General features: G+C 59.5%; 11 protein-coding genes. 6 read left to right on the plus strand and 5 right to left on the minus strand.

Translation table 11 applies throughout. The features are described 5' to 3' along the window. The first annotated feature begins 15 nt into the window (after positions 1–15). Positions 16–765 carry a maleate cis-trans isomerase family protein gene (locus ABD104_RS13580; RefSeq protein ID WP_087841654.1) on the plus strand — a complete coding sequence of 250 codons (750 nt, stop codon included), beginning with the start codon at positions 16–18 and terminating at the stop codon, positions 763–765. 6 nt (positions 766–771) lie between these two features. Here ABD104_RS13580 and galE read toward each other — a convergent pair whose 3' ends face one another. Then, the gene (gene galE / locus ABD104_RS13585) at positions 772–1,848 is read right to left on the minus strand and encodes a UDP-glucose 4-epimerase GalE (protein ID WP_343927670.1); all 1,077 of its coding nucleotides are present in this window, start codon (positions 1,846–1,848) and stop codon (positions 772–774) included. Positions 1,849–2,000: 152 nt separating this feature from the next. On the opposite strand from galE, the gene ABD104_RS13590 reads away from it, so the two are divergent. From ABD104_RS13590 to wecB, 4 genes are read left to right on the plus strand one after another with little or no spacing between them, the layout of a single operon-like run. Next, entirely contained in the window at positions 2,001–3,416 is a 1,416-nt protein-coding gene (locus tag ABD104_RS13590; protein ID WP_087841653.1) for a mannose-1-phosphate guanylyltransferase/mannose-6-phosphate isomerase, read from the plus strand. 56 nt (positions 3,417–3,472) lie between these two features. Then, positions 3,473–4,282, plus strand: a complete 810-nt coding sequence (locus tag ABD104_RS13595; RefSeq protein WP_343927671.1) for a glycosyltransferase family 2 protein — start codon at positions 3,473–3,475, stop codon at positions 4,280–4,282. Then, positions 4,279–5,412 carry a glycosyltransferase gene (locus ABD104_RS13600; protein ID WP_132980559.1) on the plus strand — a complete coding sequence of 378 codons (1,134 nt, stop codon included), beginning with the start codon at positions 4,279–4,281 and terminating at the stop codon, positions 5,410–5,412. The genes ABD104_RS13595 and ABD104_RS13600 overlap by 4 nt, the downstream gene beginning before the upstream one ends. Next, positions 5,409–6,533, plus strand: coding sequence for a non-hydrolyzing UDP-N-acetylglucosamine 2-epimerase (gene wecB / locus ABD104_RS13605; RefSeq protein WP_207958689.1), 1,125 nt, complete (start codon positions 5,409–5,411; stop codon positions 6,531–6,533). Before ABD104_RS13600 ends, wecB begins: the two co-directional genes overlap by 4 nt. Before the next feature lie 32 nt (positions 6,534–6,565). On the opposite strand, the gene ABD104_RS13610 is transcribed toward wecB, so the two are convergent. From ABD104_RS13610 to ABD104_RS13625, 4 genes are all read right to left on the minus strand, one after another. After that, positions 6,566–7,642, minus strand: a complete 1,077-nt coding sequence (locus tag ABD104_RS13610) for a glycosyltransferase family 4 protein (RefSeq protein ID WP_256369636.1) — start codon at positions 7,640–7,642, stop codon at positions 6,566–6,568. Then, positions 7,639–8,913, minus strand: a complete 1,275-nt coding sequence (locus ABD104_RS13615) for an oligosaccharide flippase family protein (RefSeq protein ID WP_343927672.1) — start codon at positions 8,911–8,913, stop codon at positions 7,639–7,641. Before ABD104_RS13615 ends, ABD104_RS13610 begins: the two co-directional genes overlap by 4 nt. A 154-nt stretch (positions 8,914–9,067) precedes the next feature. Next, the gene (locus tag ABD104_RS13620) at positions 9,068–10,339 is read right to left on the minus strand and encodes a hypothetical protein (RefSeq protein ID WP_343927673.1); all 1,272 of its coding nucleotides are present in this window, start codon (positions 10,337–10,339) and stop codon (positions 9,068–9,070) included. Positions 10,340–10,408: 69 nt separating this feature from the next. Further along, complete coding sequence (locus ABD104_RS13625; protein ID WP_243724670.1) at positions 10,409–10,816, minus strand: divergent PAP2 family protein; 408 nt, start codon at positions 10,814–10,816, stop codon at positions 10,409–10,411. Between ABD104_RS13625 and ABD104_RS13630 the strand changes: the two genes are divergently transcribed. After that, entirely contained in the window at positions 10,764–12,542 is a 1,779-nt protein-coding gene (locus ABD104_RS13630) for an RHS repeat domain-containing protein (protein ID WP_343927674.1), read from the plus strand. The two genes, ABD104_RS13625 and ABD104_RS13630, sit on opposite strands and share 53 nt — an antisense overlap. Positions 12,543–12,866: the final 324 nt, after the last annotated feature.

Consider the following 12,866-nt stretch of genomic DNA (forward strand, 5'->3'; position numbering starts at 1 on the left):
CGCGCAGGAAACGCCATGACATCCCGCCTCTACCGCATCGGCCAGATCGTCCCCAGCTCCAACACCACCATGGAGACGGAAATCCCGGCCATGCTCCGCGCCCGCGAGGCCATCCGGCCCGAACGCTTCACCTTCCATTCCAGCCGCATGCGCATGCACAAGGTCACCAAGGAAGAACTCGAAGCCATGAACCGCGAAGGCCTGCGCTGCGCCGCCGAACTGGCCGACGCCCGCGTGGATGTCATGAGCACCGCCTGCCTGGTCGCCATCATGGCCATGGGCCTGGGCTACCACCGCCAGACCGAACGCGAGCTGACCGAGGTCGCGCGCGCCAACCACTGCGACGCGCCCGTCATGACCTCGGCCGGCGCGCTGGTCGAGGGATTGCACCGCCTGGGGGCCAAGCGCATCTCGCTCATGGCCCCCTACATGCGCCCGCTGACCGACCTCGTCGTGAAGTACATCGAGAACGAAGGTATCGAGGTGGTCGACGCCAAGTGCTTCGAGATCCCCGACAACCTGGAGGTCGGCCGGCGCGACCCCATGCAGCTGGTCGAGGACGTGAAGACGCTGAATACCCGCGGCGTCGACGCCGTGGTGCTGTCGGCGTGCGTGCAGATGCCGTCGCTGCCGGCGATACAGGTGGTGCAGGACCGGCTGGAGGTGCCGGTGGTCTCGACGGCGGTGTGTACGGTCAGGGGGATGCTGGAGAGGCTGGGGCTGGAGGCCGTGGTGCCGGGGGCGGGGGCGTTGCTGGCGGGGTAGGCCGGGTCAGGACGCGTAGCCGTCCGGATTCTGCGATTGCCAGCGCCAGCCGTCGGCACACATGTCTTCCAGGGTGCGGGTGGCTTGCCAGCCCAGGAGAGCCTGGGCGGCGGAGGGGTCGGCCCAGCATTCGGCGATGTCGCCGGGGCGGCGGGGTTGGAACTCGTAGGGGATCTTTCTGCCGCTGACCGTGCTGAAAGTGCGCACCAATTCCAGGACGCTGGTGCCCCGTCCTGTGCCCAGGTTGATTGCGGTAAAGCCCCCCATCGTTTCCTGGGCGTGTTCAAGTGCCTTGACGTGGCCGATGGCCAGGTCCACGACATGGATATAGTCGCGCACCCCGGTTCCATCCACCGTGGGGTAGTCGTTGCCGAAGATGTTCAGATGGGAACGTTTGCCAACCGCGACCTGGGTGATGAACGGAAAAAGGTTGTTGGGTATGCCCTGCGGCGCCTCTCCCAGCATCCCGCTGGGATGGGCTCCGATGGGGTTGAAATACCGCAGACAAATGGCCCGTCGTTCGGGGAACGCCGCGCACCAGTCACGCAGGACTTGCTCCACCATGGCTTTCGTCTGGCCATACGGATTCACCGGCGCGATCGGATGCCTTTCGGTGTACGGCTGTTCGCGCGGAATACCGTAAACGGTTGCGGATGAACTGAAGACGATGGTGCGGACCCGTGCCCGGTCCATCGCCTGCAGCAAGGTCAGCGTCCCGGCGACGTTGGTCTGGTAGTAGTCCAGGGGTGCAGCGACGGATTCGCCCACCGCTTTCAGGCCGGCGAAGTGCACCACCCCCTGGACGGAGGCTCCGCGTGCCGCGGCCTGGCGAAATACTGCATCCAGCGTGGCGGCATTCCTGATGTCTCCTTCGATGACATCGAGGGCATGGCCGGTCAACGCTTCGACACGCCTGAGCGCATGCACCGAACCGTTCGAAAAATCATCGAGGACGATCGGACGATAGCCGGCTTGGATGAGCTCGATCAGGGTATGGGGCCCGATGTAGCCGGCGCCGCCGGTGACGAGCAGGGTCGGGCTGGAAGCTCGTTGCAAGGCGTGACCTCGAAGGCTGGATGACATGGCGCCAACCATACCGGACCGGCGCGTGGGCATTGTAACGAAAAGCGCGGGTATTCCCGTGGATGAGCGAGGTGGTCGGGTTAAACTGCGGCTTCGCCGTCGGCCGGCCCCGTGTCGGGCTTTTTTTCTTCGTCTTCTAGGACTACTGCCAGATGGGACTTGTTCCAATCATCCTCTCCGGAGGCAAGGGTACGCGCCTGTGGCCGGTGTCTCGGGAACTGCATCCCAAGCCTTTCATTCGTTTGGCGGATGGCGAAAGTTTTCTCCAGAAGGCGTATCGGCGGGCCATCGGGCTCGACGGCGTCTCCCGGGTCATTACGGTCACGAACCGGTTGCTGTCGTTCAAGACGATGGATGAATATCGGGCGCTTGGCCTGTCCGAAATCGAATGCGGCATGATTCTGGAGCCTGTGGGACGCAACACGGCGCCGGCCTTCGCCGCCGCCGCGGCGACTGTGTCTCGGCGATTCGGGCCGCAGGAGGTATTGCTGTTTCTGACCGCCGACCACCTGATCGAGGATATTCCCGCGTTCACGCAGGCCGTGGAGCAGGCGGTTCGACTGGCAGAGTCCGGCAGGATCGTGACGTTCGGAATCCGCCCGGACGCGCCGGAGACAGGCTATGGCTACATCGAGGCATCGGGATCCGACGTGCTGCGGTTCGTTGAAAAGCCTACCCAGGAACGGGCGCAGGAGTTTCTTGCCAGTGGCCGATATCTTTGGAATTCGGGCATGTTCTGCGTGCGCGCCGACGTGGCCGAGGCCGAGCTGAAGTTGCACGCAGCCGATGTCTGGCAGTTCGCCGAGCAAAGCGCCGCATCGGCGCGCGTGCTGGAAGGGCGCCACGAATGGCAGGTCATGCTCGACGAGGCGGCCTTTGCCCTCGCGCCTGATATTTCCGTCGATCACGCTCTCATGGAAAAAACCGAAAGGGCGTCGGTCGTGCCTTGCGACATAGGCTGGAGCGACATCGGGTCCTGGGCGGCGTTCGGCGAGCTGTTTCCCAAGGACGGCGACGGCAACCGGATCGATGGCGACGTCATCGCGGTCGATACCGTGAATTGCTATGTCCATAGCGATGCCAGGGTCGTCGGTACCGTAGGTTTGAAGGATCTGGTCATCGTCGATACGCCCGATGCCTTGCTGGTCGCACATCGGGACAACTTGCAGGATATCAAGCAGGTCGTGGCGCGGCTCAAGCAACGGGGGGACGATGCCTACCAGATTCATCGAACGGTTCACCGTCCTTGGGGCACCTATACGGTCTTGGAAGAGGCGCAGCGGTACAAGATCAAACGCATCGTCGTTCATCCCGGGCAGACCCTTTCCCTGCAGATGCACCACCATCGCAGCGAGCATTGGGTCGTCGTAAGCGGCATGGCGAGCGTGACGAATGGAGATCAGACTTTCCTCGTGCGTAGCAACGAGTCCACGTATATCCCTTCTGGCCACAAGCACCGGCTGGAGAACCCGGGGATCATCGATCTTGTCATGATCGAAGTGCAAAGCGGGGAGTACCTGGGCGAGGACGATATCGTCAGGTTCGAGGATGCCTATGGCAGGGGCTGAATGGGGGAGGTGGAGCGCATGGCCATGTTCATCGTGCCGGAGGCATCGCCTGAAACATGTCTGATGTGAACGAGCCTTTCATTTCCGGCCTTGTCTCGGTCGTCATGCCTGCGTACAACTCGGCTGCGACCCTTGCTGCCGCCATCGAATCGGTGCTTGCCCAGGAGTACGGCGAACTCGAGCTCTATGTCGTGGACGACCATTCCATCGACGCGACCCGTCGTCTTGCCGAGGCATTCGCAAAAAAGGATGCCAGGGTCCGTGTGCTGAGCACGGACTCGGGAAAAGGCGTCGCTCCTGCTCGCAATACCGCGTTGCGCCGTTGCAGGGGGGAGTTCGTAGCCTTTATCGACGCGGACGACAGGTGGGACCCTGAAAAACTTCGGGTGCAACTGGCAGCCCTGTCCGATTCCGGCCTTGCCCTTGCCGCGACGAGTTACCGTGTCGTGGACCAGCATGGCGCAGACTGCGGCCTGGTCCGGATCGACGGAACCGCCGGCTATGGCGACCTGCTGAAAGGCAATGTGCTGGGCTGTTCCACGGTCGTGGTCGATCGCACACGGACAGGCACTTTTCTGATGCCCGAGGAAGTCAATGAAGACTACCTGACCTGGCTGGCTTTGACGAAAAAATACGGGCCGGCGTTGTGCGTTCGCCAGGTGCTTGCCACCTACACCAAATCCAGCGCATCGCTATCGGGTTCCAAGCTGCGTGCGGCACAATGGCAGTGGCGCGTCTATCGCGAGGTGCTGAAGTTTTCGGCCGTTCGCTCCGCGTATCTGTTCGCTCACTACGCCTGCAGAGGCGTGGGAAAGCATTTCTTTTCCGGCCGATCGGCTGAGCGGCCGTCGTCGAATTCAGCATGATAGTTTTCATCCGCTCACATGTTCCCCAGCTCGATGGAAGGATGCGGAAATACCGGCAGGCCTTGGCGGAAGCCGGCATGCGGACTGTCGCCCTGGGCTGGCTGCGGGGCGAGAGCATCCCGAATGTGGACGAAGCCAACGACGCCTTTTACCGGCGCCCGGCTCCGCTGGGAGGCGGCTGGCGGAACGTGCTGAATCTCGTGCTGTGGAATGGTTTCGTATTGCGGTGGCTGTGGCACAACCGGCGCGATATCGATCTCGTCCACGGTGTGGATTTCGACTCCTGTCTTCCCGCCTACGTGTTCAGTCGCTTGCGCCGGGTGCCTTTCGTGTTCGACCTCTACGACAAATATACGGAGACCCGCGGCATGGCGGGCCCGGTCGCGGCTGTGATCGACACGCTGGAATCCTGGGTGGCGAGCAAGGCCGATCTCGTCCTGCTGGCCGATGCATCACGCTACGAACAGCATGGCTTGCGCCCGTCTTCCCGCATCCGGGTGCTTGAAAACGTGCCAGTGTCCGGGCACGACTTGTCCTACCGGACGGTTCAGCCGCAGGTGCCGATACGTATCGGCTATTTCGGTGTCCTGGAGGAACGCAACAGGGGACTGGAAGATCTGATCGCCGCCTGCACACGCTCGGCGGGCAAGGTGGAGTTGCATCTGGCCGGTTATGGTCCGGTGGCGCCGTTGGCGCGAGAGGCGGCCCGACAGCATGAAAACGTGACGTTCCATGGCGCGATGGACGTGGCGGCGGGCCTCTCCTTGATGTCGTCGATGGACGTCGTGGCGGGTTTCTATTACCTGACCGTGCCCAATCACCGCTTTGCCGCTCCCAACAAGTATTACGAGCATCTGCTGCTGGGGCGACCGTTGCTGACGACGAAGGGGACGCCACCCGGGGACAAGGTCGGTCAATATGAAACGGGCTGGGCATTGGACGAAGGTGAAGCCCCTATTCTGCAGTGGCTGGCTGATGTCGGCCCGGCAGAGATCGAAAGGCGTGGCCGAAATGCCCGGATGAAATGGGATACGGAGTACGAGAACTATTACGAGGAGAACTATGCCGGGTTTTATGCCGAGTACGTGCGCGGCCGAATTGCGGCGCGCAGGAATGATCGGGTGAAATGATGAAAGTCCTACTCGTATTTGGCACTCGCCCCGAAGCCATCAAGATGGCGCCGGTATACAAGGCGCTGATGGCCGCCAAGGGCGTGCAGGCGGAAGTGTGCGTTACGGGACAGCACCGGGAAATGCTGGATCAGGTTCTTGACTGGTTCCGGATGAAGCCCGCCTACGACCTGAGCGTCATGAAGAAGAACCAGTCCCTGTCGGACATCACTTCCCGCATTCTGACTCGGATGGATGAGGTCTTGTCGGCATCCAGGCCGAACCTCGTGCTCGTCCATGGAGACACCAGCACGACCTTCGCTGGCGCGTTGGCGGCCTTCTATCACAAGATTCCCGTGGGCCACGTCGAAGCCGGCTTGCGCACGCACAATCTGCTGTCGCCGTGGCCGGAAGAGGCCAACCGCCAACTGACTTCGGTGTTGACCCGCTTCCATTTCGCTCCGACGACGACGGCGCAGCGGAACCTGCAGGGCGAAGGGGTCGCCGCAAGCAACATTCACGTCGTGGGTAATACTGTCGTGGACGCCTTGCTCGAAACGGCTGCGCGTTTGAAGAGCGAAACGCTGGAACTGGAGATGCGTGCGCGTTTCTCCTTCATTCGCCAGGATGCCCGCATGATCCTGGTGACCGGACATCGGCGCGAGAATTTCGGAGCCGGTTTCGAACAGATCTGCGCGGCGTTGAAACAACTGGCGCAGCGGAAAGATCTCGACATCGTCTATCCCGTCCATTTGAACCCGCAGGTGCGAGAGCCGGTTCAGCGGGTGCTGGGGAAAATCAGGAACGTGCACCTGATCGAGCCGTGCGACTACATGTCCTTCGTGTGGCTGATGCAGCGCTCGTACCTCATCCTGACCGATTCGGGAGGCGTCCAGGAAGAGGCGCCGTCGTTGGGCAAGCCAGTCCTGGTCATGCGGGATACGACCGAGCGGCCCGAAGCCGTGGAGGCGGGAACGGTCAAGCTCGTGGGGACCGATTCGGACAGGATTCTGGACGAGGCCTGGGCCCTGCTGGATTCCACGGAAAAATATCGCGCCATGGCGGAAAGGCACAATCCCTACGGAGATGGCCGCGCCGCCGAACGGATCGTGAGCTGCCTGCTACAGCAGTTGCCGTCCTGAAGACGGGGCTGCTGTGTCACGTGTCTGGCGTGTCACCTGCCTGTTTCCAATTGCTTGAATAGCGCATCCCACAGCGCGCCTACTTTCTCCATCCTGTAAGCCTGCGCTGTCTTCAGCGCTACGAGGCTCATGGCTTGTCTGACGGCGGGGGCGTCGATCAGCGTTTTTATTCCCTTGGCCAGCGCACCAACATCTTCCGGGGCGCACAGCAGGCCGTCGACCTGATCCGTGATGATGTCCCGCGGACCGAAGTCGCAATCGAACGAGACGATGGGCAGTCCGCAGGTTTGAGCCTCCAGCATGACCAGGGGAAAACCTTCGAATCGAGAACTCACCGCCAGCAGTGACGCGGTCTCGTAGAACGAAGCCAGATCGTTCGAAAAGGGAAGAAACTCGACCGAACTTCCCAGGTCCAGTTCCTGGGCCTGCCGCTCCAGCTGTGTGCGCAGTTCACCTTCGCCGATTATCGACAGGCGCCAACCGGCAACATCACTCCTTATGAGATGCCATGCCGCCAACAACAGGTCGAACCCCTTTTGATGGCTGCAACGTCCCACGGCTAGAACAATTGGCTGTCTTGTCCGTCCAGCGGACGGCACGAGGTTTACCGGATTCGGTATTTGCACGACAAGCCGGTTGTATCCGTGCGCTTCATAGTAGCGTCGTTGCGTGGAGGTCAGTGCGATCAGGGCGTCGGCCCTGGGGTACAGCAACCGGCATAACCAGCGAGTGTGCCGTCCAAACCCGCGCGGGTTGTTGTGGTCGCATATCACCAGTTTGAACCTTCGGCCGAGCATGAGCAGGAGCAGGGCCGACCAGGGGCCATTTGCGACCACGACATCGGCCGAGGCCAGCGCCGCACTCTGTTTCAGGCGGCGTAGAGCCTTCCAGTATTCGAGCAGGCGCTGCCAGCGGCGGCTCCTTTCTTTCCCGCCGAGGCTGTGAACCGCCACCCTCGCATCGAGATCGTACGGAGGAATGACGGGTTCTTGCCTGATCAGTAGCGTCACTTCGTGGCCTTGTTCCGCCCAGTGGCTGCTCATCAAGCTCATGACGCGCTCGACTCCGCCTTTTATCCTGAACTCATCGTAGACTGAGACGATTCTCAAAGCGCACGCACTCCCATACGCGATTTACGAAGCTTGAAAAATACGGTGCCCATGCCGATTGATGCGGCGGTCGTATATCCAGCGATCAGCCCGGCAATGCCAGTCAGCCATTCGCCCCGATCGCCCAGCCACAGCACCAGGAAGCACACCAGGAATCCGCCCAGCCACTTCGCGGCAATCAACCTGAAGTACCTCAGGCGTACCAACAAGGCCGTGACCCCGGTATCGAAGAAACCGACTACCGTGATCCACGAGGCTGCGCGCAAGATTTCCTGCACTTGCACGAATCTTTCCCCAAAAATCGCGGTGGTAAGTAAACCGGAGAAGAGATAAAAACCAATGACGGCTGCGAGCCCCAGGCACGTCAATATTATCAAGAGCCGTCCGGCGTTTCTGGCCACTATTGACAGGTTCTCATGTCGATACAAGAGTCTTGGGGTCAGGGCTGTCATGACGACAGGCCCGAAGAACATGACACTATCCATCAGACTCATGGCCGCGGCGTATTCGCCAAAAATCGCTGGCGGCAGTGAAATGCCTAGAACCAGCCGGTCCATGCGCTGCATGCCTATCATCAAGGCAAGCCCCAACCATACGGGGACGCTCGCCCGAAGCAATCTCGCCGTGTGTCGCCGCGTTGGACGCCAGTCCCAGGGCCGCCCGTCATCCGCGATGAGGTAGACGTAGGCAGCGGCGATGACGATGGTTTCAGCCAGGTAGATTGCCAGCATCGAGAGGACACCGCCGCCCAGCGCGGCGACCCCGGCGATAGCCACCAGCTTCAGGACACTTGTCTGGAAGCGGATGCGCGCGATCACTCTGGTATTGGACGCGGATTCTCTGATGATCCGCAGGATATTGAAGGGTTCCGCGATGAGCAGACTCAGCGCCATGATGGCCACCCCTTGTCCGACCGTGCCGCTGAACCAAAACAATCCGCTCGTTGCCATGAGAAGCATGGCAACGCCGCCAAGGGCCAACCGGATCAATAGTGCAGAACCCAGGATGCCTTGCCGGGATTTTACGTAGGACAGTTTCACCAGATCCGGAGCGATGACTTCCGCTCCGCAGCCCAGCGTAACTGCGGAAAAAATGAACAGCACGGCAAGTACGTACTGAAATTCGCCGTAATGCTGGGGACCCAATGCCCGGGCAATGATTCCTATGGATATGAAGGAAAAGGCCAGTTGCACGGCCTTCTCTATGGATAGCCATGCCAGACTATGTATGCTGGGATTTCGCAGCAGATTTGCGCAGCGGTCGAAACGCATGGAGGGCGGGCCTATATCGATAGTCGCGGCATTCAAGCAGATTCAGAGCTTTCTTCGGATAGATGCTTTCGTGATGCTCGCGCGAGCCCGCATACCCGTGCTCCTTGCCCTGGAGCCCCTGGGGGCCACGGTTTTCAGAAGATGCGTGCGCGGATCATGCCTGGCGAACTGCTCTACAGTCCGTGTCATGTCGTTTCGACCGACGCCATGCAAGCCAACGGTTCCATGCAGAGCCGGCGGCGATTGCATCGGGACTGATGGCGAAGAACAGCCACAGGAAGGGAAGATGGAAGTACGCGCCCTTCAGCAGGAATACCCCTATCAGTAATAATGTTGATGGCCGGTAACTCGTGAACAAGTAGGCAGAAAAAACAAGCAGGATGACGATGCCGACACCCAGGCCGTAGGTGGTAAGAGTGGTGATGGGAAAGGTCAGGTCGTTCAGCGCCTGGTAGTACATCGGGTCGCCGCTGATATAGCCTTCCAGTCCATAGCCGGTTGCCCACAGCGTCGGGGTTTTCAAAAATTCTTCGATTACCTGGAATTTTACCTGCGTGCTCGGATCGTTGTTGTTTCCAACCTCGGCCGAACGGGTCACGGCATGCCCCAGCGGGCTGTAGGCGTCGCTCGGGATTATTTGTGAAAGAAAATATTGTCCGCCGAAGTAAACGACTATCGCGATCAGGCCGACACGAATGTTGATGAATAAGAGAATCAGGAAAAAAACGACCAGAGCGAGCAGCGACGAGGTAAGCACAAGGGATATCATGCCCGCCCACCAGAGCGTGGTCATTTTTCTCTGGCGGACATAAAGTGCAATGCAGAGCCCGGCCATGACCATGGCGTAAAGGGCTGGCTCGTCAAAAACCCCGGTCGGCCGGTACAAATCTCCCTGGAGCGATCGGTGTCCCTCTCCTCCCAAGGCATTGCCTATGTCCAGATCATAACCCCAGCCGTACCATGCGATGAGTTGCGCGACCATGACCGTCAGGTGGAGCGCAAGGCACAGCTTGATGGCTTTTGTGGTTGCGTCGGAGTACTGGTTGTAGGCATGAACGAGCGTGGGAGTCAGCACGCAGCCGAAGCCGATCATCAGCGTATTTTTCAGAGATCGGCTGGAAACGGGAGGAACGAGAATATATCGGGCGACGAAATAGGCGGCGATGATGGCCGCCAATAATATCAGGCGCCGGTCGATCTCGAACCGCTGTCCAGAGGACACATGCAGTGCGACGAGCCCGCATGCGGACAGGGCCCAGCCGTAGGCGGCGATCGATGAAAAACCCAATGCGGTATCGAAATACAAGGTGGGCAACAAGATGGAGAGGAAAATCAGTCCATCGTGCAACGGTTTCGAATTTTTCAAAGAAAAAATCACTAAAAATATGATGTAAAAATCATGATGGCTGGCTGCGCCGGAAAACATGGATTTTCCGGCGCTTGACCGCATTTCGTCAAGGTTGAGCGCGGAGTTTTTTGTCGACCGAGGTGTTTCTTAGGTTTTTACTCTTTGGCGCCATGTCTGCCTGTAACTGATGGCGACGACATGCGAACTGTCGTGCGCCCGTCCTTGGTGATCGGAATACTCCATCAGGTCAAAATTGGATTTACTGCGAAGGCCACGGCGATGCCAATGCCGATACCAGCGGCAATTTCCAACGAGTATGCCCCATGCGGTCAGAGGCGGTGGATGACCGAAACACCCTACGGCCAGTTTGTTGATTGCCGTCGCGTGCTTGCCCACTTGCCGGCGCAGGCTGCTGGCGTCGAGCGTGACGATAAAGGCCAGCGTGATAGCTACGCCGAAAGCGGGATGTTCGACTCCCCTCTTGAGGGCGATCAGCGCGGCCGTGCTGCTGACGAGGGCGCTATGGTTGCTGGGCAGGCCACCGTACCACAACACCAGCGGCGCGAACAGCGTCCGGCCGCACGCCGTCGCAAGTATTTTGCGCGATGACGGTACGCTGACCTACACCTACGATGCCAACGGCAGCATGCTGACGGGGGCGGGTCACACGGTAACCTACACCGGCTTCAACATGCCGGCCACGATCACCGGCAACGGCACCACGCTATCCTTCGTGTACGACGACACGCATCAGCGGGTCAAGCAGATCGCCCCTTCGGGCACGGTGTACTACGTGCACCCGGACAACGTTGGCGGCCTCTTCTACGAGAAGGAGGTCAAGACCGGCGGGGTGATCGAACACAAGCACTACATCACCGCCTCGAGCGGCACGGTTGCGATCTACACGACGCGCAGCACCAACGTGACGACGCTGCGCTATCTGCACAAGGATCATCTGGGTTCGACCAACGCGGTCTCGGATGAGACCGGTGCGGTCGTTGAGCGGCTGGCCTACGATGCGTGGGGCAAGCGCCAGTTCCCGAACGGCACGACCGATCCGGGCAATACCCTCGCGGGCGTCAACACGGATCGGGGCTTTACGGGGCATGAGCACCTCGAAGAGGTGGGGCTCGTGCACATGAACGGACGGATCTACGATCCGGTCATCGGGCGCTTCATGAGTGCCGATCCGATGATCCAGGCCCCGTACAACCTGCAGTCCTACAACCGATACTCCTATGCCTTTAATAGCCCGCTGAACGGCGTCGATCCGTCAGGGTTTGGACTATTCGATTTCGTTGGCGACGTGCTCGGAGGCGTCGCGGACGGAATCGGTGCTATCGGCGAGGGGATCGGCGCTATCGGCGAAGGGATCGGTAGTATCTTAGACTCCAGAATCGGACGTATGGGCCTGGCCATCGGTGTGGGTTATATGACTGGAAACTGGTATCTGGCAAATTTTGGAGGGTGGAGCGGAGCGCCCGTGGCGGCCGGCGCGCTAGGAGGTTTCTCCGGAACGATGGTAGCAACGGGTGGGGACTTCGAAGCTTCGTTAAAAGGCGCAATTGTTGGAGCAGGGTTTGGTTGGGCAGGAGGGCTGGAGGGGAACCTGATCTATGCCGGGCACGCGGCCGTAGGATGTGCCAGTGGGGAATTGCAGGGTGGTGGTTGTCTGCGCGGCGCCGCCTCGGCCGTGGCCGGCAAGCTGATGACGGTCAATACAAAGGGCTGGGAGAACTATGAACGATTCGCCATGACCGTGGCGGTTGGCGGAACAGTCTCTGTTATTGGTGGTGGGCAATTCGCTAATGGTGCCATAACTGCTGCTTACGGGTATTTGTTCAATCAGGTCATGACGAAACTACAGGCTGAAGCAGCAGCAAATGCTCGAAATAATGCCGTCATGCGGGGAGAGTGCCCTGCAGGGTTTGAAAATAACTGTGCTGGCCTGCCCAGGACGACAGGGACTCGCAACGGAGTAGATGCATTGGAAACGATTGGAACATTTTCGGGTGCGGCTGCTGCAGTAGCCTTTAAAAACCCTCAACTTGCTCTCCGTCTGACGACCATTTCTTTTGTGTCATCTACTGGGACTCAACTTCTTGAGCCAAACTTCGGAAGGGCTGCTCTTGATTTTCAGTTGAATCTTTTGAGTCATCAACTAGAAACCCGCTTTCCTATGACTGCGCCAGTCAATTTTATTATAAGCGAGTCTTTCAAGTTGACTCCTACGTATCGACTCATGGCAGATAAGATAAATAATGAAGTGAGAGGGAAGTAGTGTTTAGGCGCTCAGAGCGGATTGCGTGGTGCGGTGCAATCTGTGGATGTGTTTTGGTGTGGGGGGGTATTTTATTTCTAAATGGTTTTTTGTTTAAATTGGCTTTTTTTGTGGGGTTGGGTATAGGCTCTGGCTCCGGAATTGTCTTGCGCTGGATAGGCATGGAGCGTTTAAGAGAGGAGTCCAAGCTGAAACCACCTTTTGACTAAGCCTTACTTATCTTTAGTTTGGCTGTGCCCATATACGCAAGCTTTTGATACCGCTGGCTACTTTCGGGCGAGACGCCAGTGCAGAGGCTCAAGCCCGGTGCGAGAAAAACGCACC

Source organism: Pigmentiphaga daeguensis (assembly GCF_039523035.1).
Lineage (GTDB): Bacteria > Pseudomonadota > Gammaproteobacteria > Burkholderiales > Burkholderiaceae_B > Pigmentiphaga > Pigmentiphaga daeguensis.

Excerpts from the sequence above, each read along its gene's own strand:
- ABD104_RS13580 (WP_087841654.1), top strand. The coding sequence starts at position 16 with ATGACATCCCGCCTCTACCGCATCGGCCAGATCGTCCCCAGCTCCAAC.
- galE (WP_343927670.1), bottom strand. The coding sequence starts at position 1,848 with ATGTCATCCAGCCTTCGAGGTCACGCCTTGCAACGAGCTTCCAGCCCG.
- ABD104_RS13590 (WP_087841653.1), top strand. The coding sequence starts at position 2,001 with ATGGGACTTGTTCCAATCATCCTCTCCGGAGGCAAGGGTACGCGCCTG.
- ABD104_RS13595 (WP_343927671.1), top strand. The coding sequence starts at position 3,473 with ATGTCTGATGTGAACGAGCCTTTCATTTCCGGCCTTGTCTCGGTCGTC.
- ABD104_RS13600 (WP_132980559.1), top strand. The coding sequence starts at position 4,279 with ATGATAGTTTTCATCCGCTCACATGTTCCCCAGCTCGATGGAAGGATG.
- wecB (WP_207958689.1), top strand. The coding sequence starts at position 5,409 with ATGATGAAAGTCCTACTCGTATTTGGCACTCGCCCCGAAGCCATCAAG.
- ABD104_RS13615 (WP_343927672.1), bottom strand. The coding sequence starts at position 8,913 with ATGCGTTTCGACCGCTGCGCAAATCTGCTGCGAAATCCCAGCATACAT.
- ABD104_RS13620 (WP_343927673.1), bottom strand. The coding sequence starts at position 10,339 with ATGTTTTCCGGCGCAGCCAGCCATCATGATTTTTACATCATATTTTTA.